A 23,409-nucleotide genomic window follows, 5' to 3' on the forward strand; every position below is an offset into this window, starting at 1 on the left:
CCTCCTGCGGCTCCGGTACCCCGGTGAGCCGCCGGCATGCGGTTCACCTCCCGGCGCCGCTGACGGGCCGACCAGAGCATGCGGGTGGGTCAGGGGTCGGAGCGCGCGATCCGGACGGCGATGCCGTCGAGGATCAACTCCAGCCCGAGCGAGAAGTCCGCGTCGGCGATCGCCTCGTCGGGGGTGTCGGACGGTGGTGCCTCGAACAGCGTCGAGGAGAACAGCCGGGCTGCCTCGGGGAAGCGGTCGGGGTTGACGAGTCGCGCCAGCGCCCGGCCGTAGTCGCGTTCGGCGTCGGCCTGGCCCTGGCCGTCGGCCCTGCCCTCGGCGAGTTCGCTGTACTGCCGTACCGACTGGACCACGTAGCCGCTGATCAGCGACATCGCACCGATCCGGTGCGCCCAGTCGAGGAGGGTGCCGGACATGACCGCCAGCGCGGCCTCCATCCAGGCGATCTGGTGCGGCCCGGAGGGTGGACCGGCGGCGGGCACGCGCGTCAGCCACGGCCGACGCTGGAACACCGCGCGCTGCGCGAAGGCCCAACGGCGTAGCCCTTCCCGCCAGTCGGGGGCGGCGATGTCCGGCGGTGGGCCCAGTGCGGCGTCGGCCATGAGAGTGAGCAGCTCGTCCTTGGAGCCGACGTGCCGGTAGAGCGACATGCTCGTGAAGCCGAGGCTCTTGGCGACCTTGGGAAGCGTCACCCCGTCGAGCCCGTCCCGGTCGGCGATCTTCACCGCGGCGGCGACGACCACGTTGACGTCGAGGGACGCGGGCCGTCCGAGACGCGCCGGCTCTGACATTCCCCACAGCCGGCGCAGCGGCGCCGGAATGAAATCGTCGCTGGTCATGGGCTCCCACGTTCGCCCCGGAAGGTTACGTCCACATCATGACAGACAGCATTGGTGTACGTCTGATACTTTCTCTCTGAAACTAAAGCCGAGTCACGGGGAGACGACCATGGGCATCGACACCGCACCGCAAACTTCGAGAGGGCCGGTGCTGCGCACCGAGCGTGCCCTCGCGCCGGACCTGGCCCGGGGAGCGATGCTGCTGATCATCGCGCTGGCCAACGTCGCCGGAGTCGTCTTCGCCGGCGAGCCGGGCCTCGACGCCACCCCGGAAGGCGTCGATCGCGGCCTCAACTTCCTGCTCTTCGAACTCGTCCATGCCCGCGGCTATCCGGTCTTCGCCGTGATGTTCGGCTACGGCCTCGTCCAACTCGCCCGCCGCCAGGACGCCTCCGGTGCCACCCCGAAGCAGGTCCGCGCCGTGCTGTTGCGTCGTAACGTTTGGCTGGTCGTGTTCGGGTTCGCGCACGCCGCGTTGCTGTACTACGGCGACTTCCTCGGCGCGTACGGGATCGTCGGGATCGCGATGACCCTGTTGCTGCTGCGCCGCGGCGACAGGTTCCACCGCGTCGTGCTGGTGCTCTGGGCGCTGTCGGCGGTCGAGATGCTGGTCATCGGTGCGATGGTGGTGAGCGGCATCCTCGGGGGGTCGGGCGGAGCGGCACCGCTGCCGTCGGGCCACGTCGACTCTCTCGCCGCACCCGGTTACGTCGCGTCCATGCTGGATCGCATCGGCGAATGGCCGGTGCACACGCTGACCGTCCTGCCCTTCATCATGATTGCCTGGCTGGGCATGTGGGCCGCTCGTCGCCGCGTCCTCGAAGAGTTGCCCCGGCACCGGACCCTGCTCACGTGGACCGCCGTCCTCGGCCTCGGCGCCGCAGTTGCCGGTGGCCTTCCGGCTGCCCTGGTCAGTGCCGGATGGCTGCACGTCGACGAGTCGGCCGCCGGTCTGATGCTGCTGCTCCACGGGGTCAGCGGCATGTTCGCCGGACCGGGCTACGTGGCCGTCTTCGGCCTGATCGCCATGCGAGCCAGCCGATCCGGTCCCGTCGTCGGCGCTCTCTCAGCCCTGGGTCAGCGTTCCCTGTCGGGATACCTGTTCCAGTCCGTGGCCTGGCTCGTCCTCCTGGCGCCCTTCACGCTCGCCCTCGGCGACAGGTTCGGCAGCCCCACGGTGACCGGTCTGATCGTCGCGGTGGCCGTCTGGCTCACCACCGTCCTGATCGCCCGTCAGCTCGACAAGCGCCGGCAACCCGGTCCGGCCGAGATCGTCCTGCGTCGGCTGACCTACGGACCACGAACGGAAGCCCAGTGACGGTTTGATGATGGTTTGGGTCACTCGAGGACGGGGATCTTCGAATGTGCAGATCAATATCGACGAGCCGGATGCAACCGAACAGTTCTGGGTCGGGATGCGGGATGCGGCCGCCGCAGCGGCACGGCACCGGGACTACAGCCTGTACGAGGCGATCATCAAGATCGGCAAGTCGGCTCTGGCTCAGGGTGTCGAGCTGGTGCCATCTGGCGGCCTCTTCCTCTGGTGTCCGGTCTGTAGTGCCCAGAGCGGCCAACAATGCATCAACACGCCTCGTCACCCGTTGAACGAGAGCAGGCTCCACCCGGAGCGAACGGAATTGGCGGAGAAGGCGATGAGCGGGGAGGTTCCACTCCCCAAGCCCTTTGCCTGACGACCCGGGCGGCGGGTCTTTCCGCCGGACGGCTGGAGTGTGGTCCTGCGTGGAGCGTCATGACTCTGAGTTACGCATATGACTCTGAGGAATAACGCTCCACGCAGCATGCCGGCCGGCCCACAGTCACCGACCGCACGCCCACCGGCCCGCACCCTTCAGTGCCGGGTACCGCTCCGGTGACACTCAACAGCTCCAGTCACCCCAGCGCCAGACCTTCCACGTGGCCCTCGGGCGGCCGTGATATTCGCAGCCAGCACTGCCACTGCCTGCGCTGCCGGTGCCTTTGCCACCCGGCTCGTCCTTGTACGGCTGCTGGACGTAGCAGAGGCCGGTCTTGCCCGATCCGGGCTTCCCGTTCGGCGGCTCGCCGATAGCGTCAACGAGCGTGTTCGATGCGTAGCTGCGGGCCTCGCCGGCGTCATCCGGCCCCAACAGGGAGCTGTTCCACTCTTCCACGTAGTAATCTCGCGCCCGCCCGACCTTGTCATAGGCGTGCCACATATCGACGTTGACCGGGTTGTTGTTCGCGCCGTCCGGGGCAGCCAGCGCCGCCTCTTCGTAGCTGGCGTGCGGAAGCGACAAGAGCGCGTCAGCGATCGCCTGCCCGGGGTCGAACGCCTCCACCTCAGCCCAGATTGCGTCAGCCTGCGCCTCGCGCCCGGTGTTATCGAGCGCAACGCCGTTCTTGTATTGGTTCCTGCGTAGGCCGGTGATCTTGTCCCGCTTCGCGTCAAGCTGAAGGAAGACCTGGGCGTAGCTTGTGCACCACCTGGCCGGCGTCATTTTGTGCCCGGTCGGCAGGGCTAACGCCCTCGGTGGCGGCGACGGCTTGGCCCAGGGCGTCGCGGGAGGTGCCGACGTCCGCACTGGCGTGGGCGTCGGGGCAGGTGCAGCCTGCTCGGATTGGGAGAAGACCCGGCCGCAACAGAGAATGAGACCGAGTGCTGCGATACCGCCCACCCATGCCTTCGCCTTACTCAAGGAATCTCCTCGCGCTCTCTCCGGCCATGATCATCAGGCGGGCTGGAGGATGCTAGCGCAGACCAGCTGGTATCCGATCGTCCTTTCGTACCGAGCCGAGCGGCCCGGCAGAGAGACTCCGGATCAGCACTGTTGCGCCGAGCACGGTTCGGCCCGGGACCCGTTCCATCCGGAAGAGCGGTGACAGCTATGTGGTGACCGCCCGGTGCTCAGTCCTTGGAGCCGGTCGCGCCGTCGCTGCCCGCAGTGGTGGTGTGGGGGCGGGCCTGCGGCACGTGCTCCATCAGCTTCGTGAGCGCCCCGTTGGCGAAGGTCGCGCCGAGCGCCGACCCGGCCCCGATGGTCCAGCCCACCGGCCCGAGCGGGGTGCAGCCGAAGAACTGGCTCACCCCCGGGGTCTGCACCACCACTACAAGGACGCCCAGTGACGCCGCGGTGGACGCCAGCACGGTCGGGCTGGTGCCGCCGGCCAGGATGGTCTGCCCGAGTTGGGTGCCGACCAGGGAGACCAGGGCGACAGTGCCGGCCCGCTGCCGGCGTCCGGTGTAGCGGGCCAACGTCCAGCCTGCTGTCGCGCCCAGCGTGGTGGCTGCCGCCCGCAGCCCGATCTCCCTGGTGAGGCTCTCGCCGAGCGCGGTGTCCGGGCCCTCCCGCAGCAGCGCGTCGGTGCGGTCCGACGCGGGTGGCCGGACTGCGATGGCCAGCGCCGGCGCCAGGTCGGTGAGCAGGTTGACCAGCAGCAGTTGTCGTCCGGTGAGCGCGGAACGGCCGGTCGCCGCTGCGGTGAGCACACTGAACGCGATCTCGCCGAGGTTGCCGCCGACCAGGATGCTGAGCGCGTGCCGCACCGACGACCACATGGCCCGCCCTTCGATCAGGGTGGCAATGATGGTTTCCAGCCGGTCGTCGGTGACCACCAGGTCGGCTGCGGCGCGGGCAGCCGGGGTGCCCCGTTGACCGAGGGCGATGCCGACGTCGGCCAGCCGGATCGCCGGGGCGTCGTTGGCGCCGTCGCCGGTCATCGCCACGGTCCGCCCGCACTTCTGCAACGCCTGGATGATCCGCACCTTGTGGGCGGGGGTGCAGCGGGCCACCACGTCGGTGTTTGCCAACCGCTCGGCGAGCGCGTCGTCGTCCAGTTGGTCGAGTTCAGCGGCGGTGACCACCCGCTGCTCGTCGTGTTCACTGATGGTGGCGGCGATCGCCTCCGCGGTGGCCGGGTGATCACCGGTGATCATGATGGTGTGCACGCCGGCCTGCCGGATCCGGCGTACCGCCGGGGCTGCGCTCTCCCGGACACCGTCCGAGAGGGCCAGGAAACCCACGAACGTCAGCCCTCGAACGTCGGAATCGGTCACCTTCGGGTCGTTCACCGGGCACTCCGCGACGGCCAGGATCCGATTTCCCGCACCGGCCCGGTCGGCGAGCATCCGCTCCAGCTCCGCACGGCCGGCGTCGTCCAGTGGCTCCCGACGACCATCCACGCGTCGGGACGAACAGCGCGGCAGCACCGTCTCCGGAGCACCCTTGACGCTCAACAACAGGTGACCGTCGGTCTGTCCGATGCTCGCGTGGTAGCCGCGGGACGGCTCGAACGGCAGGCCCCCGGCAGCGTGCCAACCGGCGGCGCCGGTCTGCTCCACCACCCCGGCCTCACCCGCACCCCGCCGGACCGCCCGGTCGGTCTGCAACGCCAACTCCTCCGGATTCTTCGCGGCGGGGGTGGCCCGCAGCGCCGCGGCCAACGTCATCCGCAGTCGGTCGTCCAACCGGTCCAGCGGGGCGTACCGGTCACCGACGCTGTCGCCGACCCCGGCAAGCAGCAACTGGCCCTCGGTGAGGGTGCCGGTCTTGTCGAAGCAGAGCACGTCCACCCGGCCCAGCGCCTCGATCGTGCGCGGGTTGCGGACCAACGCGCCGTGCTCGGCCAGCCGCCGGGCCGCGGCCAGCTGCGCCGCGCTGACCAGAAACGGCAGCCCCTCCGGCACCGACGCCACGGCGAGGTTCGCGGCGGTCGCCGCCGTTTCGGCCAGGGGTACGCCTCGAAGCAGGCCGGCGCCGGCCACCGCCACAGCGGAACCGGCCGCCAACGGGATGGCGGCGCTGGTCAACGAGCCGAGCCGGGCCTCCACCCCACTGGCTGGTGGGTCCTGCTTGACCAGGGCGAGGCTGCGACCGGATTCGGTGTCCGACCCGGTCGCCACCACCACGGCGGTGCCGTGCCCGGCGGCGACCGTGGTGCCCTCGTACAACATGGAGTGCCGGTCGGCGAGTGCGGCAGCGACCACCGGTCGGTTGGACTTGGCGACCGGCAGCGACTCGCCGGTCAGCGACGACTCGTCGGCCTCCAGGCCCACCGCCTCGAGCACGCGGCAGTCCGCCGGCACCGAGTCACCGGGCTCAAGGGCGATGACGTCCCCGAGGACCAGGTCTTCGGCGGCGAGAACCTGCTCGGCACCGTCCCGGCGGACCCGTGCGGTCACCGCCGAACGGGACAGGAGTTCGGCCAGCGACCGCTCGGTGTTGCGCTCGTGCACCGCCCCGATCAGGGCGGACCCACCGACGACGCTGCCCACCAGCGCGGCATCGACAAGCGAACCGAATGACGCGGAGAGCACCGCCCCGGCGGCCAGCACCGGGGTGAGCGGGTTGGACAACTCGTCCACGAAGGCACGCAGCAGCCCCCCGCTCCCCGGTGCGGCATTGCCGTTCCCGCCAGCGCCCTGGTGCCGGCGCTGCGCCTCCGCGCTGGTCAGACCGTCCGGCGTGGAGCGCACGTGGTCGAGCACGGTGCCGACGGGCATCAGGTGCCAGGCGGTCGTGACCGGTGCCGGGGTGTCCGACTGGTCGTGCAACCGGCGGGCCTGCCAGACCCCGTTGGCGAAGGCCAACCCCGCCGCGCCGTTCACCGCGACGAGCGAGCGGCCGGGCAGCTCGGTCGGCGGGGCCGTGAACGCGCCCAGCGCCCCGAGGCCGGTGCCGGCCATGGCCAGCCGGATGTTCTGCTGGGCCGTACGCCGAGCCACCCCGGTCGCCTCGATCACCAGCGCCACCACCCGTAGGTCGGCGCCGACCAGCAGGTGCGCACCCCACGGCGGCAGTTCCTCCGGCGCGGCGAACCCGAGGCCGCAGTCGGACGCGCCGAGCGCCTTCCGGTCCGCGGAAACCAGCATCACCACCGCCCCGTCGCGCTGCAACGCGCGTACCGACTCGGCCAGCCGGTCCCCGCCGGGCAGTATCGCGTCGGCGAAGCCGTACCGCTGCTCGTCACCGCCGGCGACGACCAGCCGCAGGCCGGCCCGCCGCGCGGCGGCCGGCAGCCCGTCGACGCCGGGTGCGGGTTCCGGCTCGACCCGCAATACTGCCGCAAGTCGGTCACCATGGGCGAGGCCGAGCAGATGACCGCCGGCCGAGCGCAGCCGGGCCGCGTCCGGAATGGCGTCCGGGTCGTTCGCGGGCATCTGGTCCAACGGTCCGAGCCGCCAGCCGTCGGACGCACGGGAGGCGGCCGGGTCGTCCGGGTCGAACAAAGCGAAGGCTCGCTCGACCACCTGGTCGACGTCCGTGTCCGGTGCGGGCGCCAGATCGGCAAGTACGCCCCGGTCCGAGCCGAGCACCGCAGCGTCCAGCACGAGCGTGTCGACCCGGTCCAACTCCCGCAGCACACTGCGGTCCATCGCGATCACCCCGCGCCGCGCCAGCATCCGGCCGAGCTGGGCGCCGTACCCTTCGCGTCCGCTGCCGGGTGCCTTCGGCAGCGCGGACAGGCCCAGCGCGGCGGCCCGCTTGCGCCCGGCGAAGGGCACCGCCGCAACGCCGGCCGCCGTACCGGCGGCGAGCGCCCGGTTGATGTACCGCTCGACCGGGCCGTGCGGCTTGGGGCGGGGACGGTCGGCGATCGGCCACCGGGCGACGGCACGCTCGGGGTCGCCGGTCAACCGCGGTTCGGCGCTCACCCAGGCGGAGAACTGGGCCCGGTCCTCGCCCCACTCCACGAGCCGTTGGGCGCCGTCGAGGACGATGCCCGTCCAGCGGCCGGTCAGGCCCTGCACCACGGCTTCGGCCAGCGGAAAGAGAACCTCCGCGCGCGGGTCGGAGCGCAACGTCCTGCCAAGGAACGCGTGCAGCTTCGGCTGAAGATCCACCGCGGCGAGCAGACCGGCCACCTCACCGGGCAACGGCGCGAACGGCAGGATCCGGGTGGCCGCCCAGAGGGTCAGACCCAGCGCGTCCGAGGCGAGCGCGCCGAGGGTGCGCGGGTTGTGTGGGCCCTCCTCGGGCGGGTGCGGGGGCGGGATCTCCGGGTCGGGCTCGTGGTCGCAGGTCCGCTCGACGCGGCCGATGGTGGCGATGAGGTCATCGAGATCTGGTTCGGGGGCCCGCACGGCCACCACCACCCGCCCGGATGGAGCGTTCACCCGGGCCCAGGCCACTCCGGGCATCCGCTCCAGCGCGCCCTCCACCTGGCGGGCGAGCTGGTCGCCGCCCTCCTGGCAGACACCGTGCACCTCGATGTGGTGCCGGCCCGGCCGGGACCAGACCCGACGCCGGGTGAGCCCGACCGTCCGGGCCAGCCGGACCGCGGCCGAGCTGACCGACCGGGACGCCTCGCCGACCAGGTGCGGCACGCCGAAGGACGGCAGGATGCGGCCGGCAGCGCGACCCGCCGCCGTCATCGAGGCGTACGGCTGGACGGGCGCCGGCCCGGCTCCCTGTTGCCGCTCGTCCTGACCTTGGCCATGTCGTCCTCCCACCGCACTCACGTCCGGCGGCCTGGCTTCCCGACCTGCCATCCGTTATGCCCCCTGGGTGGCGGAATTTTCCGCCGTCGCTGGCGCATGGACGGGATGGGCCGTGGAACCCGACCATCATCACCGGACATGGGGAGGCCGGCATGAGCACGCTGACGCGACATCTCAACGGTGCGCGGGAGAACGTCAACATGTACAACCGGCGGGTGCATCTGCCGATGCTGGGTGAGATGGCGGTGCCGCCACCGGACAAGGTCATCTACTACGCCGGGCTCGGGGCGCTCGCCGCGCTACAGGTCATCGAGTGGCCGATCGCTGTGGTGATCACCGCTGGCCACCTGCTGGCAGACCAGCATTTTTCCGGGCTGGCGCGCGGAGTCGGGGAGGTGCTGCAGGACGCCTGACGAGAGCCGGATCACCCGACTGTTGACATGAATCTGGGTTCAGGTCGCATGCTCGGTCGATGCCGAGCGCCGCCGTCACCGATGCACCCGCCGTACCCGGACTCTTCGCCCCCCGGCTGCGCGCGATGACGGTGGGCAGCGTCGCGCTGATCTCACTCCTCGCGTTCGAGGCGTTGGCGGTCGGCACGGCGATGCCGACCGTCGCGCGCAGCCTGGACGGGCTGGCGCTCTACGGGATCGCCTTCGGTGGCCCGTTCGCCAGCGGTGTGCTGGCCATGGTGGTCTCTGGGATCTGGTGCGACGCGCGGGGTCCTCGGGGGCCGATGTGGCACGGCGTCGCCTGGTTCGTGGTCGGGTTGCTGATCGCCGGGACCGCGCCCGTGATGAGCGCGCTGGTCGTCGGGCGGGTCGTGCAGGGTTTCGGCTCCGGGCTGCTATCGGTGGCGCTCTACGTGATCGTCGGGCACGCGTACCCGCAGGAGCTGCACCGGCGGATCTTCGCGGCGTTCGCGGCGGCGTGGGTCGTGCCGTCGCTGGTCGGGCCGGCGGTTGCCGGCCTGATCGTGCAGCACCTGGGCTGGCGGTGGGTCTTCCTGGCGGTGCCGGCCGTGGCGGTGCCGGCGGGGCTGCTGATCCACCCCGGCCTGCTGTCGCTGGGCCGGAGTGCGGCGACGAGCCCGCCGACGGGTGCGGCGGCACGGATCGGTTGGGCGTGCGGGGCCGCTGTGAGTGCCGCACTGCTGCACATCGGGGGACAGCAGCGCGGCGCCACGGCCCTGGTGCTTGTCGCGTTCGCCGTGGCCGGCCTGTTGATCTGTGCCCCGCGCCTGCTGCCGGCCGGGTTCCTTCGGGCCGCACGAGGGTTGCCCACGGTCGTGGGCCTGCGTGGCCTGGCGTCGGCGGCCTTCGTCGGCAGCGAGGTGGTCATCCCGTTGATGCTCTCCCGGGAACGGGGCCTGTCGCCGACCGCGGCCGGGTTGGTCCTCACCGTCGGCGCGCTGGCCTGGTCGGCGGGTTCCTGGTTGCAGGGCCGGATTCCGGTGCCGGCGTCGCGGGCCAGCCTGCCGCGCGCCGGGTTGACCTGCATCACCGTCGGCACCGCCACTGTGGCGCTGGCCGTCCGGCCCGAGGTGCCGGTGGCCGTCGCCGTGGCTGGTTGGGCGATCGCCGGCCTGGGCATGGGGTTGCTCTATCCGCCGTTGTCGGTGCTCACATTGGAGTTGTCCGCGCCGGGTGAGCAGGGCCGCAACAGCTCGTCACTGCAACTGAGCGACTCCCTCTTCGCGGCGACAGTGCTCGCGCTGACCGGGGCCGTGTTGGCGGCAGGAAACGCGCCGGGCCCGGCCAGCTACACGACGACGCTCGTGGTGACCGCGGGGTTGGCGCTGCTCGGGGCGCTGCTGGCCGGCCGGGTGGTGGTGGGCGGGGGTGTGCGACAGACCGGGTGATCAGCGGATTCCGCCGCGTCCCACCTGCTCGTGCCGGAAGGATGGCGGGCGATGAACCTCCTGACCATTCTGCCGCTCGCCGTGGTCATGGTCGCCGGGACGCAGTTGGTGGTGGCGGTCTTCCTGGCCTCGTCGGATCGGCCCCGGGCGGCGTCGCTGGGCTTCCTCACCGGCGCGGGGCTGGTGGTCGCCGCCGGGGTGACGGTGGCCTGGTTGTTGACCAAGCTGGTGGGTGGGGTGGCCGCCGACGCCAGCGCCGTCGCCGGGAAGGTCGATCGCGGCCCCGCCATCGACCTGGTGGTGCTGGCCCTGCTGGTGTGCCTGGCCGTGCTGATCTGGATCCGCCGGGGCCGCTCCGGACCACCGCGCTGGCTGGGGAGCATCGAGCATGCCGGTCCGCCGCAGACGCTGCGGCTGGGTGCGCTGCTCTTCGTGGCGACGCCGACCGACGACCTGACCATGGCCACCGTCGGGGCGAGCGTGGCCCGACATGATCTGCCGTGGTGGCACCTGGTGCCGTTCGTGCTGCTCACCGTGCTCCTGCTCGCGTTGCCTCTGCTCGCGTTGCTGCTGCTGGGGAACAGGGCCTCGCGGGTGCTGACCCGGATGCGGGAGTGGGCACAGGGGCACGCCTGGATCGTCAACGAGATCGTGATCGCGTTCTTCGCGCTGCTCACAGTGCTGGACCTGATCCGATCGGGGTGAGTGGCCGCTCGCCGTCACGGGTTGTCGCGTTGTTTCGTCAACGCCAGGTCGGCCGAGTCGGTGGACTGTGGTTCGTGACGAGTGGGGAGGACGAAATGAAGGTTCTGGTCACCGGGGCGTCCGGCAATCTGGGCAGTTCGGTGCTGAGCCGGTTGCGCGACGACGGGATCAGCGTCCGGGCCACCAGCCGCCGGCCGTCCGCCGACTCGGACGTGGAGTGGGTGGTGACCGACCTGGCCACCGGGGATGGGCTGACCGAGGCGGTGACCGGGGTGGACGCCGTGCTGCACCTGGCGTCCGCGCCTCGGGGTCGGCAGACCTACCAGGTGGACGTGTTGGGCACCCGCCGACTGGTGGTGGCCGCCGGGACGGCCGGTGTGCGGCACATCGTCTACATCTCGATCGTCGGGGTTGATCGGGTGCCGTTCCCGTACTACCGCCACAAGCTCGCCGCCGAGCAGGTGATCGCGGCCGGTCCGGTGCCGTGGTCGGTGCTGCGGGCCACCCAGTTTCCCCAGTTCCTGGACGACATGCTGACCGCCAGCGCGCGGCTGGGCCCGGTGGTCGGGGACCGGGCGGTGCTCGCCCAACCGGTCCACCCGGACGAGGTGGCGGCGCGGCTGGCGGCTCGACTGGTCGCCGGCCCGTTGGGCGGCATCGAGGACCTGGGCGGGCCGCAGGTGCTCCGCTTCGACGAGGCCGCCAGGGCGTGGCGAGCGGCCCGAGGCTCGCGTCGACCGTTGCTGCCGGTGCGGATTCCCGGCCGACTCGGTAGCGAGCTGCGGGCCGGTGGTCTGACCACCGAGGCGCTGCCCCGGGGTGTGCGTACCTGGGCCGAGCACCTGGCCGACACGTACGGGGGAACCGGCCGGAAATGAGAGCAACACCGGTTCACGTTCGCCTTACCGTGACGCCATGTTCGCTGTCGTCACCACTGTGATCCTCTACGTCTTCGGCTTCGTCTTCCTCTACGGCGTGATCCGGCTGGGTGTCCGGCACGCGTTCGAGGATCTGGAGCTGCAACGGGCCAAGGCCCAGCGCGAGGAGGAGTTGGCGGCTGCCCGCGACAGCTCCTTCATGCGCGACAACGCCTTCCTCGCGGGCAGTTGAGCGCCGGGTCGATCCGGCCCGGGCCGGTGGCGTCGCCGGGGGGCCGGGGAGCCGCTGGGCGGTTCAGTGTCGCGGATGCGAGGATCGCATCCGTGATGGGAACGCTGAAGACCGAACCGGCCCGCGCCCGCCTGGATCTGCTCGCCCCGCCGGTTGCGGAGGCCATCGCGCAGTGGCCGGTCGACGCGCCGGTGGACGTCAACGACGTGCTGGTCGCGCCGATCGACGCCGATCTCGCCGACACTGCGGCGTTCTGCGCGGCGTACGAGGTGGGGCTGGACGTGTCGGCCAACTGTGTCGTGGTGGCCGGCAAGCGCGAGGGCGTGGTGCGTTACGCGGCCTGCATCATCCTGGCCACCACGCGGGCGGACGTGAACGGGGTGGCTCGCCGGGCGCTGGACGTCCGCAAGGCGAGCTTCGCCCCGATGGACGACGCTGTCGAGTTGACCGGCATGGAGTACGGCGGCATCACCCCGATCGGGCTGCCGGCGCAGTGGCCGATCCTGGTGGACGCGCGGGTCATCGCCACACCGCACGTGATCGTCGGGTCCGGCGTACGGCACAGCAAGATCGCGCTGCCGGGGCCGGCGTTGGGCGCGCTGCCCGGAGCCCAGGTGATGGAAGGGCTGGCCAGGCCGGCCTGACCAGGCATCGGCATCGATGTTGTTGCACGTGAAACATCGTGATCATCGATGCCGGACGCCCGGTCGCCGGTGACTCAGTGTGAGTGCGCTGCGGACTCGCGCTGCTCGACCTCGGCGAACGCGGCGAGCAACGTCTGCACCTCCTGCGCACCGGAGACCGCGTACTTCCCGGCCAGCACGAAGGTCGGCACGCTGGTGATGCCCAGATCCCGGGCGGCGGCCAGCCCGGCGGCGACGTCGGCGACGCGCTCGTCGGAGTCGAGGAACCGGCGCGCGTCGGCCGCGTCGAGGCCGATCTCACCGGCCACTGTGGCCAGCGCCTCCCGCGAGCCGACGTCGACCCCGTGGTTGAAGTGCGCCTGGTAGAGCGCCTCCACCATCTCGGCCGCCCTGCCCTGATCGGTCGCCCAGGCGACCAACCGGTGCGCCTCGAAGGTGTTGGCGATCACCGCACGGTCGTAGTCGAGCCGCAGCCCGTCGGCCGCCGCGACCTGGGTCACGTGGTCGACCATCTGCCGGGCACGCTCCGGGCCGCCGAACTTGCCGGCCAGCGCCTCCACCAGCGGGAGCGGCTCGGACACCGGTGACGGGTCGAGCTGGAACGGTCGGTAACGGACCGTCACCTCGCCCTCGTAACGGGCGAGGGCCTCATCCAGGCGGCGCTTGCCGATGTAGCACCACGGGCAGATGACGTCCGCGTAGATCTCGATCTCCATGATCGGTGGCAACCTCGCGGTCAGCCCAGTTGTTCCCGCACCTGACGCTTGAGCCGGCCCAGGATCGCGGTGCCGCCGCGTATCCGCAGCGGGCTGATCGCCTGCGCCAGACCCATCCGCTGGTAGAGGTCGTCCGGCACGTCCAGCACCTGCTGAGGGCTTGCGCCCGCCAGCCCTTCGGCGAGGATCCCGGCGAACGCCCGCGTGGTCGGCGCCTCCGGTGGGCAGTCGAAGATCGTCGCCACGGTGCCCGCCGGGGTCACCTTGGCGCGCAGGAAGAACGACGTCTGACACTCCGGCACCTGCTCCATGCCTTCGCGCTCAACGGCCCCCTCGGGCAGCACCGGGATGACATCGGCGTACTCCAGGAGCATCTCCAGAACCAGGTCGCGCGGCGCGGCGGCGAACTCGTCGACGATCTCGGCCAGTCGGGCCGGCATGTCAGCCATGTGTCGAGGTTACCGCCGTCGTGCCGGGGCCCCTGTCACACGGTGGGCGACTGCTCGCTGATCTCGCTGAGAGCGCTGGTGGGGTCGAGCTGCATGGCCAGGTCGCCGAGCGAGACGATCCCCACCAGCTTGCGGTCACTGTCACAGACCAGCACCCGTCGGATGCCTCGATCCCGCATGAGCGCCGCCGCCTCACCCGCAGTGCAGTGCTGCTCGATCATGACGACCTCGCGGGTGACGATCGAGCCGATGGTGGTGGCCGCAGGGGAGCTGTTCTCCGCCACGGCCCGCACCACGATGTCCCGGTCGGTGAGCATGCCGGCGAGGCTGGCGCCGTCGGTGACCACCACATCACCGATGTCGGCCTCCTTCATCACCCTGGCCGCCTCGTCCAGGGTGGTCTCGGCCGGCAGGTACACGACCTGCTTGGTCATCACGTCACTGACCCGGTAACCGGTCATGAGAGCCTCCGAAGACGTTTCCACCCGATCCGACAGCACTACCCCGTGACGCGGCAGCTACACCAGGCTCGCACGTTCCTGGCGTACCTGGTGGACGAGTCGATCCACCAGACCGTCCAGCGGCAGCTCGGTGCGCCCGTCGCCGGCCCGCTCGCGCAGCTCGACGTACCCCTCGGCGAGCCGGCGGCCGACCACGACGGCCCTGGGGATGCCGATCAGCTCGGCGTCGGTGAACTTGACCCCGGCGGAGACGTGCGTGCGGTCGTCGACAAGCACCCGCAGGCCGGCGGCGGCGAGACGCCCGCCGAGCTCCAGCGCCGCGTCGAGCTGCGGGCCCTTGCCCGCAACCACCAGGTGTACGTCACACGGCGCGACCGCCGCCGGCCAGACCAGTCCCCGGTCGTCGTGGTGCTGCTCGGCCACTGCCGCCACCGCCCGGGACACCCCGATGCCGTAGCAGCCCATCGTCGGCCGGACCGGCTTGCCGGCCGGCCCGAGCACGTCGACGGCGAAGGCGTCGGTGAAGCGGCGGCCGAGCTGGAAGATGTGCCCGATCTCGATGCCCCGCCGGATGGTCAGCTCACCCGCCTCGCACTCCGGGCAGGGGTCGCCGGCGCGGACGTCGGCCGCCTCGATGGTGCCGTCGGGGGTGAAGTCCCGTCCGCACACCACGTCGGTCGCGTGTCGGCCCGGCTCGTTCGCCCCGGTCAGCCAGGCAGACCCGGTCACCACCCGAGGGTCGACCAGGTAGCGGATGCCCAGCTTGTCGAGCAGTTGCGGTCCGATGTAGCCGCGAACCAGCTCCAGATGCTCTGCCCACTCCTCGAAGACGGTCACCTGTGCCGGGTGCAGTGCGGCACCGACCCGCTTCAGGTCGACCTCCCGGTCACCGGGCAGCCCGATCACCAGGAGCTCGGCCCGGTCGGCACCCGGCTGACGAACTGACAGCACGACGTTCTTCAGGGTGTCGGCGGCGGTCCAGCCGCCCCGACCGCCCAACCGGCGCGCGTTGGCCAACTCCACCAGACTCGCGATCGTCGGAGTCTCCGGAGTGTCGTGCACCTCGACGGCCGGCTGCGCGCCCGGGTCACCAGCGCTCGGCACCCGGGTGGCCACCGCCTCGGTGTTCGCCGCGAAGTCGCAGGAGGTGCAGCCGACGAAGGTGTCCTCGCCGACCGGTGTCGCCGCCAGGAACTCCTCCGACGCGGAGCCGCCCATCGCGCCGGACATCGCCCGCACCACCGTGAAGTCCAGCCCCAACCGGTCGAAGATCCGCTGGTACGCGGCGCGATGCCGCCCGTACGCCTCCCGCAGCCCCGCCTCGTCCAGGTCGAAGGAGTACGCGTCCTTCATCAGGAACTCCCGGCCGCGTAGCAACCCGGCGCGCGGCCGCGCCTCGTCGCGGAACTTCGTCTGCACCTGAAACAGCGTCACCGGGAAGTCCCGGTACGAGGTGAACAGGTCCTTGACCAGCAGCGCCGCCATCTCCTCGTGGGTGGGCGCCAACAGGTGCTCGGCACCGCGCCGGTCGGTGAGGGTGAAGATGTCGTCGCCGTACTCCGTCCACCGGCCGCTGGTGCGGTACGGCTCGGCGGGCAGCAGCGCCGGGAAGTGCACCTCCTGGTCGCCGATCGCCAGCAGTTCGGCGCGTACCACCTCGGTGATCCGATCGAGCACCAGCTTGCCCAGCGGCAGCCAGGTGTAGCCGCCCGGTGCGGCACGACGGATGTAGCCGGCGCGCAGCAGCAGCCGATGGCTCGGCACCTCCGCGTCGGCCGGATCCTCGCGCAGGGTCCGCAGCAACAGGGTCGACATGCGTAGCAGCATCCGCGCAGCCTACGGCCGGTGCGGCAGAATGAGCGATCCATTTCGATCCGAGCCGCACTCGTCGCCGGCAACCATCGATGCCGTTCCCGACGTCTGCAATGACACCAGGCCCTCGCACCCCGACCTGAAGGATTGGCCCGTGTGGACCCTCTGCTGAGTGAGTTCGACTCGTTCGTCCGTTCCCGCACGCCGGCGTTACTGCGCTCGGCCTACCTGCTCACCGGCGACCAGCACCTGGCCGAGGACCTCGTCCAGTCGGCCCTGGCCCGGACCCACCGCTCCTGGAACCGCCTGCACCACAGCGGCAACGCCGAGGCGTACACCCGCAAGACCATGTACCACCTACAGGTGTCCTGGTGGCGACGGCGCCGGGTACCCGAGTCGATGCCGGGCGACCTGCCCGAGCCACGCGGAGGCGACTCGGCCCCGGACCACGCCCACCAGACCAGTCTGCGGCTCACCCTGCGGGCGGCACTGGCGAAGCTCTCCCCGAAGCAACGCGCCGTGCTGGTGCTGCGGTTCTTCGAGGACCGCACCGAGGCGGAGGCGGCGGACCTGCTCGGCGTCACGATCGGCACCGTGAAGAGCCAGACGGCCAAATCACTGGCCAGGCTGCGCACCGTCGCGCCCGAACTCGCCGAGCTGTACGTCCTGGAAGGGAGTACCCGATGAACGACCAGCGCCTCCGGCTCGACCTGACCGCCCTGGCCGACGAGGTCACCTCCGTCGACCTGCGGGACCGTACGCTGCGCACGTCCCGGCGGCTCGGTATCCAACGGGCGGTGGCCACATCGGCCGCCGCGCTGGTGCTGATCGCGGCGGCGGCCGGCACCGCCTTCGCCATCCGGCCGAACGAGTCTCCGCCCCCGCTGCCTGCCGACACCCCGTCGGTCACCGCGAGCCCGACGCCGTCGGCGTCGCCCACCCCGACGCCCTCCAGCAGCGCCGGTGACACGCCAGGCGCCCCACCCAGCAACGGTTCCAGCACGAACACGCCGTCCGTGCAGTTCGGCAAGCTCTTCTACGGCCCCGCCAGTGTGACCTTCGTGAAGACCGCGAACCTGCGATCCTGGACCCCCGGCGGCAGTACGACGCGGCTTCTCGCACTGCCCGATATCGCGTTCAAGGGCAGGATGAGCGTCTCGTCGGACGGCCACCGGGTTGCTTGGGTGGACAGCAACAACGACCTCATCGTCTCCGACGCCGACGGCTCCGACAGGCAAGCAATCCGCTCGAATGTCGATGCGTATTGCGTCGGCGCGGCATGGTCGCCGGACCGGCGGCAGTTGCTGTTCCGCGAGATAGGAGATCTGGGTCCCGGTCGGTACGGCATGTTGGACATGCACTCGGCGAAAAAGACCGTGCGTTGGTGGACCATCGAAACCAGGGCCTGCAGCGCCTTCTGGTCGGCGGACGGCCAGACCATCGCCATGGCCACTGACTACGGGGTAACGCTCTACGGTCCGGATGGCACGAAGAAGCGAGTCGTCCCCGGCTTCTCCCGGGACGGATGGCAAACCGACGACGTCGTCAGTCTCGCCCCGGATGGCTCGCTGGTCGCGCTGCTGCGGCACAAGCCGGCTGGGGACGCCGGCGACGTCGCTCGCGACCTGCGGGTCAACGTGGTGCTGGACACCCGTACGGGCAAGCAGATTTCGTTGCCGTTGGGCGGGCGCACCCTGCACCAGGTCTACTTCCAGTCGGACGGGTCGATGGTCGTGCGGGTCAAGACCAACAACGGGTATGCGGTCCTGCTGGTGGACGAGGACGGGAAGAAGGTTTCCGAGACCGCCGAGCCGGCGAGTCTGAAGGACATGCAGATCCTGGCCGTCGTCGACTGACCGATCGGCGCGAGATGGGCGGGTCACCCTCGGTGGCCCGCCCGTTCTGCGTCTACGCACAGCCCGCGGGTCGGTGTTGATCACGGTCGGTGAACTGTGGAAAAGGTTGCCGGTGTGAGCGGATCCGACTGTCAGGTAGTAGCGCGTCGCGGCGGCAACTCGCCAGGGCCAGGGGCTCGTCTTGGGTGGTGTCAGGCACTGTGAGCCTCCACAAGGGATGAAGATGATGAATCTCGGCCCGTTCACCCACACCACCCGCTCCGCCTCGTCCCGCCGTTCCGGCGCGCTCGCCGGTACCGCCGCCCTGCTGCTCCTGGCGTTCGGCGCCGCGGCCTGCGGCACCGCCGACCCGAAGGCCGCGCCCGCTCCGGCCGAAACGGCCACCGCCACCCCCGGTCCGGCGACCGACGACACCTCGGCCGCCGGCACTGGCGGCTCCGTGGATGCCGCTCCGGCTGTCGCGCTGGCCCGCCCGGCCGCCGGCTCGACGCAGTGGCCGCAGCTGACCTGGTACACCGCTGAGGAGCACGGCCAGAAGCAGAACGACCCGGCCCGGATCTGGCGGCGTACCACTGCTGGGGCCTGGCAGGTGGTGCGTTCGGGTCGTCTCGGGAACAGCATGGACGCCGGCCCGCTCGCCGTCTCGCCGGACGGGCGACGGGTGGCCTGGATGGAAGGGTCCGCCCGCCGCCTGGTGATCAGCGGGTTCGACGGCACGAAGCGGCACGTCATTCCGACCCAGGGTCAGCAGACGTGCGCGCCGAGTTGGCTCGACTCCGGGCGGGTGCTGTACGGCCTGGGGCGGGAGAAGGAGCTGACGCTCATCGCGGTCAACGCCGACGGGACCGGGCAGAAGGTGCTCGCCACCCACCACCCGAAGTGCCCGACGGTGTCCGGTGGATGGATCGCCCAGGTCGGCCAGCAGACCGTGGCGATCTCTGACGAGCGAGGCGTCCGACGGGCGGTCAGCCCGCGCCTCCCGGCCGGCCTCGTCATCGGCGGAGTGGCGGCGATCTCCGGTGACAGCCGGACGCTGGTGATCAGCGCCCACACGACCAGCCCTGGCGGATGTGGGTGCAGCGAGCGGTTCCGCAACTACCGGCTCGACGCCGCCAGCGGGGCCGTCACCGAGCTGGCGCCGTTGGACCCGGCATGGAAGCAGCCGACCGGGCACGGCGAAGCCATCGACGGGCTCGTCCTGGCCGACGGCGGTCTGGTGGTGCAGGTCAACGCGGCGACGCCGGCCGACGGCGCGCCGGCGTACCGGCTGGTCCGGTACGCGGCCAGTGGCCGGGTGCTGGCCACCGCGTCGGTGCCCGCCGGCCAGCCGTGGGGTGGCCTGCTGGGCTGAGCTCCCGGTGCAGCGGGCACCGGGTACGAGGGACCGGCCACTCACGGGGGTGGCCGGTCCCGCCTGTTGTGCGCGCCATGACGTCCGACACGTCTGCGGATCGGGGCACCACGCGTCGCGACTCCGGTGCCAGACTGGTCGCCGCAGGCAACGAAGGCGTGAGGGGGCGCGGGTGCGCTGGCGCAGTTTTGTCGCGGTCGGGGACAGCTTCACCGAGGGTATGGACGACGCGTACCCGGACGGCACCTTCCGGGGTTGGGCGGACCTGGTGGCGACCCGGCTCGCCGCCGACGCGGGGCCCGACTTCCGGTACGCGAACCTGGCCATCAGGGGCCGGCTCTTCCCCAGCGTGGTCGCCGAGCAGGTGCCCTCCGCAGTGGCGATGAAGCCGGATCTGATCAGTTTCGCGGCCGGTGGCAACGATGTGCTGCGGCGCACCTTCGATCCGGACACGCTGGTCGCCCGCTTCGACGAGGTGGTCCGGCAACTGCGCTCGGGCGGCGCGGACGTGCTCCTCTTCCGGTTCGCTGACGTGATGGCCCGACTGCCCGGCCAACGCCTCGTCGCCCCCCGGGTGCAGCTGCTCAACCAGGCGGTCGGCGAGACCGCCGAGCGGCACGGCGCCATCATGGTCGACCTGTACGCCGACGACACGTTCCTCAATCCCATGCTCTGGAGCACCGACCGGCTGCACCTCTCCCCGGCCGGGCATCGCCGGGTCGCCGGGCAGGTGTTGAACGCCCTCGGGGTTGGTTGCGATGAGGAGTGGCTGATGGTTCCGCCGCACCCGGCGCCGTCGCCGTGGCTGGCGGCCCGCGCCTCCGACCTGCGGTGGGCCGGCCAGTACCTCGCTCCCTGGGTGAAGCGGCGGTTGACCGGTCGGTCGTCCGGCGACACGGTGACGGCGAAGCGCCCGCAACTCGGCCCGCTCGTCGACTGAGCATGATCACCCTGCACGCGGCGGCCCTGCTGCGCCGCGACCGGGACGGCGAGTCGTTGCCCGACCACGCCGTACTCGTCAGTGGCGACCGGATCGAGGCCGTCGGCCCACTTGCCGAGCTGAGTTCGGCGTACGCCAACGCCCGGGTTCGCCGCTGGCCCGGCACTCTGGGGCCGGGTCTGCTGCACGACGGTCCGCTGCCGCCCGCGCCGACCCCGCGCGAGCGGGTGCACGCGCTGCTGCGTACCGGGGTGACGGCGGTGCTGGCGGAACATCTGGCCGACCCCGCCCTGCGGGCCGCCACCGAGCGCAGCGACCTGCTGGTGCTGGCCACCGCCGTGGCGCCGACGCTGCGGTCGGCCGGGCGGGCCGACCTCGCGGTGCACGGCGTCGACGGGGCCTGTCTGGTGACAGTGGTCGCTGGTCGGATCGCCCACCGTCGCGCCTGAACGGCGTACCTTGGGGATCATGTCTGTGCCGAACGATCCCGATCCCCGCCTCCAGTCGTACGCGGACCCGCAGCGCCTGGTCACCACCGAGTGGCTGGCTGCGCATCTGGGCGACGAGGGCCTCGTCGTCGTCGAGTCCGACGAGGACGTGCTGCTCTACGAATCCGGTCACATTCCCGGTGCGGTCAAGGTCGACTGGCACCTGGAGCTGAACGATCAGGTGACCCGGGACTACCTGGACGCCAAGAGCTTCGCCGAGATGTGTGCCGCGAAGGGCATCGGCCGGGGCGACACCGTCGTCTTCTACGGCGACAACTTCAACTGGTGGGCGACGTACGCCCTCTGGGTGTTCTCGCTCTTCGGCCACGCCGACGTGCGGATGCTCGACGGCGGCCGGCAGAAGTGGATCGCCGAGGGACGCGAGGTGACCCGCGACAAGTCGGCCCGCCCGCGCGCCGACTACCCGGTGCCGATGCGCGACGACGCGCCGCTGCGGGCCTTCCGTGAGCAGGTCATGGCGCACGTAGCCTCCGGCCGGCCACTTGTCGACGTCCGGTCGCCGGGTGAGTACACGGGTGAGATGCTGCACATGCCGGACTACCCGCAGGAGGGTGCGCTGCGCGGCGGACACATCCCGGGCGCGGTCAGCAAGCCGTGGAAGTCCGCCGCCAACGAGGACGGCACGTTCAAGTCGGCCGACGAGCTGAAGGCGATCTACGCCGACCAGCTCGGGCTGAGCCCGGACGACGACGTGATCGCGTACTGCCGCATCGGCGAGCGGTCCAGCCACACCTGGTTCGTGCTGCGGCACCTGTTGGGCTACCCGCAGGTGCGCAACTATGACGGCTCGTGGACCGAGTGGGGCAACCTGGTCCGGGCACCCGTCGTCAAGGGCGACCAGCCCGGCGGCTTGGCCGTCTGACCAGGTCATCATGTGATCGACTCGGGTTTCCTGATGCCGGGCTGTCCCGCTCGTTCGGACACCGCGATATCAATGAACCCGAGTCGATCACGTCGGGACGACGCGACAGTTGTCAGCTGGCGAGTGCTAACACGCCACGCAGGTCGCGGACGATGCCGGTGATCTCGCCGGTCTCCGGGTGCCAGCGCGCCAGGGCGGCCGGTTCCAGTCGGAGCAGCACCGCGCCCCTGCTGTCCCAACCCAGCACCTCGCAGCAGCCCTTGCCGCGTTCCCGGCCCAGGTCGAGCAGGTGGAGCACTGCGCCGGTCCGCGCGTCCAGCACGGCCGCCGCCTCGGCACCGTCGATCTCGCTGTTGATGATCCAGGCTGCCCGCGCCAGGCGCTCGCCGTGCAGCCAGCCCCGGCCGTAGAACTCGTTGACCTGGTACGGCGAGGGCAGCGCCGAGGCGTTGACCGGCTGTTCGGAGCGGAGTTCGCCCTCCCGGGCGGTCCGGCTGCGTAGCGCCAGGCTGGTCCGCTCGCCGTACACGTCGATCAACGGGGCCTCCCGGCCGGCGGCCGGGTCGGGTGCGATCAACTCCCAGGTCGACACGTCGATCGTGCTGGCCGCCCCGGTGACAAAGTCCACCGCGTACGTCCGGTCGTCGCCCCCGACCAGCACCCGGTCGTGCGCCCACACCACCAACTCCAGGTAGCCGTCGAGCGGTATCCGGCGGACGGCCGCCGTGGTGAGGTCGATCAGGATCAGCTCTTTGGTCTGCGCGAACGCTGCCGACCGGCCGTCCGGCGACAGCATCCCCGGCTTCAGCGCGGGCGCCTCGTTGCCGCTCGCGTCCCGGGTCGGCGCCAGCGTCACCACGTCCAGGCTGCGTGTCACGCCGTCGTTGCCGAGCACCCGGACCGGGCCGTTCGCGTGGTACTCCTCGTCCAGCGGCTGGAACAGTGCCAGTGCCCGCTTGACCGGTCGCTCGGAAAGCGGCACTGTCGCCGGGTCGCCGAGCTTGGCCAACGGATCGGGCGGGTAGGTCAGCTCGGCGGGTGGTCGCTGCACCGGACCCGCGTGGGTGGGGTCGACGGTCGGGGTGACAGTGGGGCCGACCGGAGGGACCGGTGCCGGGTCGGTGGGTGGTCGCAGCGCCGCCACCGTGCCGCCACCAACCAGCACCACGGCCAGGGCGACCACTCCGACGGCCCGCCGGGTCCGCCGGGTACGGCGAGCCCGCTCCCATCCGGCGGCGGCCGGCTGGCTGGGGAGCACGTCCTCGACGCTGACGGTCAGCAGTCGGCGCAGTTCCTGCTCGTTCACGGGTTCACCTCCAGGCCGCTGGCCAGATCGGCCGAGCCTCGGCTCGGCCGGGCATCGCGGGCGAGGTCCGGGGCGACCTCGCGGAGTCGGCGCAGCGCCGCATGGCACTGGCTCTTCACGGTGCCGACTGTCACCCCGAGCGCCTCGGCGGTGGCGACCTCGGTCAGGTCCTCGTAGTAGCGCAACACCAGCACGGCCCGTTGCCGCGGTGGCAGCAGGCCCAGCGCGTCGTGCATCGTCAGCCGTAACGCGCCGTCACGGTCGTGGGCGACCTGGTCCGGCGGCGCGGCGCTGAGCCATTCCCGCCGTCGGCGACGCCACCACGACACCGAGTCCCGGTAGAGGATGGCGCGCACGTACGCGGACGGGTCGCCGTTGCGGACCGAGGACCAGCGCAGCGCCAGCTTCAGCAGCGCGTCCTGGAGGAGGTCTTCGGCCTGATGCTGGTTGCCGCAGATCAGGTAGGCCGCGCGGAGCAGCCGGTGCTGGTGGTTCTCCACGAAGGCGAGGTAGCCGTCGCGTCCGTCGTCAGTCGTCGGCGCCATCCGCCCCCCTCCCGGCC

23 protein-coding genes are annotated in these 23,409 nt (G+C 71.3%); 14 read left to right on the forward strand and 9 right to left on the reverse strand.

Annotated features, from left to right (window positions below; all coding sequences use genetic code 11):
• Positions 1-89: 89 nt before the first annotated feature.
• On the reverse strand, positions 90-848 hold the full coding sequence (locus AB0K35_RS10140) for a TetR/AcrR family transcriptional regulator (RefSeq protein WP_363884784.1): 759 nt from the start codon (positions 846-848) through the stop codon (positions 90-92).
• A 109-nt stretch (positions 849-957) separates the two neighbouring features.
• On the opposite strand from AB0K35_RS10140, the gene AB0K35_RS10145 reads away from it, so the two are divergent.
• Positions 958-2,166, forward strand: coding sequence for a DUF418 domain-containing protein (locus AB0K35_RS10145; RefSeq protein ID WP_238669653.1), 1,209 nt, complete (start codon positions 958-960; stop codon positions 2,164-2,166).
• 46 nt (positions 2,167-2,212) lie between these two features.
• The gene (locus tag AB0K35_RS10150) at positions 2,213-2,539 is read left to right on the forward strand and encodes a hypothetical protein (RefSeq protein WP_238669654.1); all 327 of its coding nucleotides are present in this window, start codon (positions 2,213-2,215) and stop codon (positions 2,537-2,539) included.
• Between the two features lie 186 nt (positions 2,540-2,725).
• Here the strand turns inward: AB0K35_RS10150 and AB0K35_RS10155 are convergent, their stop codons facing one another.
• Both AB0K35_RS10155 and AB0K35_RS10160 read right to left on the reverse strand, forming a co-directional pair.
• On the reverse strand, positions 2,726-3,523 hold the full coding sequence (locus AB0K35_RS10155; RefSeq protein ID WP_238669655.1) for a hypothetical protein: 798 nt from the start codon (positions 3,521-3,523) through the stop codon (positions 2,726-2,728).
• Positions 3,524-3,732: 209 nt separating this feature from the next.
• Positions 3,733-8,199 (reverse strand): HAD-IC family P-type ATPase, encoded by a 4,467-nt coding sequence (locus tag AB0K35_RS10160; RefSeq protein WP_363885262.1) that lies wholly within the window; start codon positions 8,197-8,199, stop codon positions 3,733-3,735.
• A 218-nt stretch (positions 8,200-8,417) separates the two neighbouring features.
• On the opposite strand from AB0K35_RS10160, the gene AB0K35_RS10165 reads away from it, so the two are divergent.
• The 6 genes from AB0K35_RS10165 (at position 8,418) to AB0K35_RS10190 (ending at position 12,585) form a co-directional block, all read left to right on the forward strand.
• A complete protein-coding gene (locus AB0K35_RS10165; protein WP_355004567.1) occupies positions 8,418-8,678 on the forward strand; it encodes a hypothetical protein in 261 nt (86 codons plus the stop codon).
• Positions 8,679-8,737: 59 nt separating this feature from the next.
• Positions 8,738-10,126 (forward strand): MFS transporter, encoded by a 1,389-nt coding sequence (locus AB0K35_RS10170; RefSeq protein WP_238669657.1) that lies wholly within the window; start codon positions 8,738-8,740, stop codon positions 10,124-10,126.
• A 51-nt stretch (positions 10,127-10,177) separates the two neighbouring features.
• Entirely contained in the window at positions 10,178-10,831 is a 654-nt protein-coding gene (locus AB0K35_RS10175; RefSeq protein ID WP_238669658.1) for a GAP family protein, read from the forward strand.
• Between the two features lie 95 nt (positions 10,832-10,926).
• The gene (locus AB0K35_RS10180; protein WP_363884788.1) at positions 10,927-11,709 is read left to right on the forward strand and encodes an NAD(P)H-binding protein; all 783 of its coding nucleotides are present in this window, start codon (positions 10,927-10,929) and stop codon (positions 11,707-11,709) included.
• A 37-nt stretch (positions 11,710-11,746) separates the two neighbouring features.
• A complete protein-coding gene (locus AB0K35_RS10185; protein ID WP_238669660.1) occupies positions 11,747-11,941 on the forward strand; it encodes a hypothetical protein in 195 nt (64 codons plus the stop codon).
• A 95-nt stretch (positions 11,942-12,036) separates the two neighbouring features.
• Entirely contained in the window at positions 12,037-12,585 is a 549-nt protein-coding gene (locus AB0K35_RS10190; protein WP_363884791.1) for a YbaK/EbsC family protein, read from the forward strand.
• A 74-nt stretch (positions 12,586-12,659) separates the two neighbouring features.
• Here the strand turns inward: AB0K35_RS10190 and AB0K35_RS10195 are convergent, their stop codons facing one another.
• The 4 genes from AB0K35_RS10195 to AB0K35_RS10210 are packed head-to-tail and all read right to left on the reverse strand — an operon-like array spanning position 12,660 to position 16,038.
• Entirely contained in the window at positions 12,660-13,301 is a 642-nt protein-coding gene (locus AB0K35_RS10195) for a DsbA family oxidoreductase (protein WP_238669662.1), read from the reverse strand.
• 20 nt (positions 13,302-13,321) lie between these two features.
• Entirely contained in the window at positions 13,322-13,750 is a 429-nt protein-coding gene (locus AB0K35_RS10200; RefSeq protein WP_363884793.1) for a SufE family protein, read from the reverse strand.
• Between the two features lie 35 nt (positions 13,751-13,785).
• Positions 13,786-14,211, reverse strand: a complete 426-nt coding sequence (locus tag AB0K35_RS10205) for a CBS domain-containing protein (protein ID WP_030487636.1) — start codon at positions 14,209-14,211, stop codon at positions 13,786-13,788.
• Positions 14,212-14,268: 57 nt separating this feature from the next.
• Complete coding sequence (locus tag AB0K35_RS10210) at positions 14,269-16,038, reverse strand: proline--tRNA ligase (protein WP_363884795.1); 1,770 nt, start codon at positions 16,036-16,038, stop codon at positions 14,269-14,271.
• A 141-nt stretch (positions 16,039-16,179) separates the two neighbouring features.
• Here AB0K35_RS10210 and AB0K35_RS10215 point away from each other — a divergent pair, with 141 nt between their 5' ends.
• The 6 genes from AB0K35_RS10215 to AB0K35_RS10240 all read left to right on the forward strand — a co-directional run bounded on the left by AB0K35_RS10215 (position 16,180) and on the right by AB0K35_RS10240 (position 21,541).
• A complete protein-coding gene (locus AB0K35_RS10215) occupies positions 16,180-16,710 on the forward strand; it encodes a SigE family RNA polymerase sigma factor (protein ID WP_238669665.1) in 531 nt (176 codons plus the stop codon).
• Positions 16,707-17,879, forward strand: coding sequence for a hypothetical protein (locus AB0K35_RS10220; protein WP_363884798.1), 1,173 nt, complete (start codon positions 16,707-16,709; stop codon positions 17,877-17,879). Before AB0K35_RS10215 ends, AB0K35_RS10220 begins: the two co-directional genes overlap by 4 nt.
• Positions 17,880-18,096: 217 nt before the next feature.
• Positions 18,097-19,230 (forward strand): hypothetical protein, encoded by a 1,134-nt coding sequence (locus AB0K35_RS10225; RefSeq protein ID WP_363884800.1) that lies wholly within the window; start codon positions 18,097-18,099, stop codon positions 19,228-19,230.
• Positions 19,231-19,402: 172 nt separating this feature from the next.
• Complete coding sequence (locus tag AB0K35_RS10230; RefSeq protein ID WP_112583954.1) at positions 19,403-20,170, forward strand: SGNH/GDSL hydrolase family protein; 768 nt, start codon at positions 19,403-19,405, stop codon at positions 20,168-20,170.
• Positions 20,171-20,172: 2 nt separating this feature from the next.
• Positions 20,173-20,619, forward strand: coding sequence for a hypothetical protein (locus AB0K35_RS10235; protein WP_363884802.1), 447 nt, complete (start codon positions 20,173-20,175; stop codon positions 20,617-20,619).
• Between the two features lie 19 nt (positions 20,620-20,638).
• Positions 20,639-21,541 carry a sulfurtransferase gene (locus AB0K35_RS10240; RefSeq protein ID WP_363884804.1) on the forward strand — a complete coding sequence of 301 codons (903 nt, stop codon included), beginning with the start codon at positions 20,639-20,641 and terminating at the stop codon, positions 21,539-21,541.
• Between the two features lie 112 nt (positions 21,542-21,653).
• On the opposite strand, the gene AB0K35_RS10245 is transcribed toward AB0K35_RS10240, so the two are convergent.
• Positions 21,654-22,847 (reverse strand): hypothetical protein, encoded by a 1,194-nt coding sequence (locus AB0K35_RS10245; RefSeq protein ID WP_363884806.1) that lies wholly within the window; start codon positions 22,845-22,847, stop codon positions 21,654-21,656.
• Positions 22,844-23,392 (reverse strand): SigE family RNA polymerase sigma factor, encoded by a 549-nt coding sequence (locus AB0K35_RS10250; RefSeq protein ID WP_238669671.1) that lies wholly within the window; start codon positions 23,390-23,392, stop codon positions 22,844-22,846. Before AB0K35_RS10250 ends, AB0K35_RS10245 begins: the two co-directional genes overlap by 4 nt.
• Positions 23,393-23,409 lie beyond the last annotated feature (17 nt).

It is taken from the genome of Micromonospora sp. NPDC053740 (assembly GCF_040677775.1).
GTDB lineage: Bacteria > Actinomycetota > Actinomycetes > Mycobacteriales > Micromonosporaceae > Micromonospora > Micromonospora alfalfae.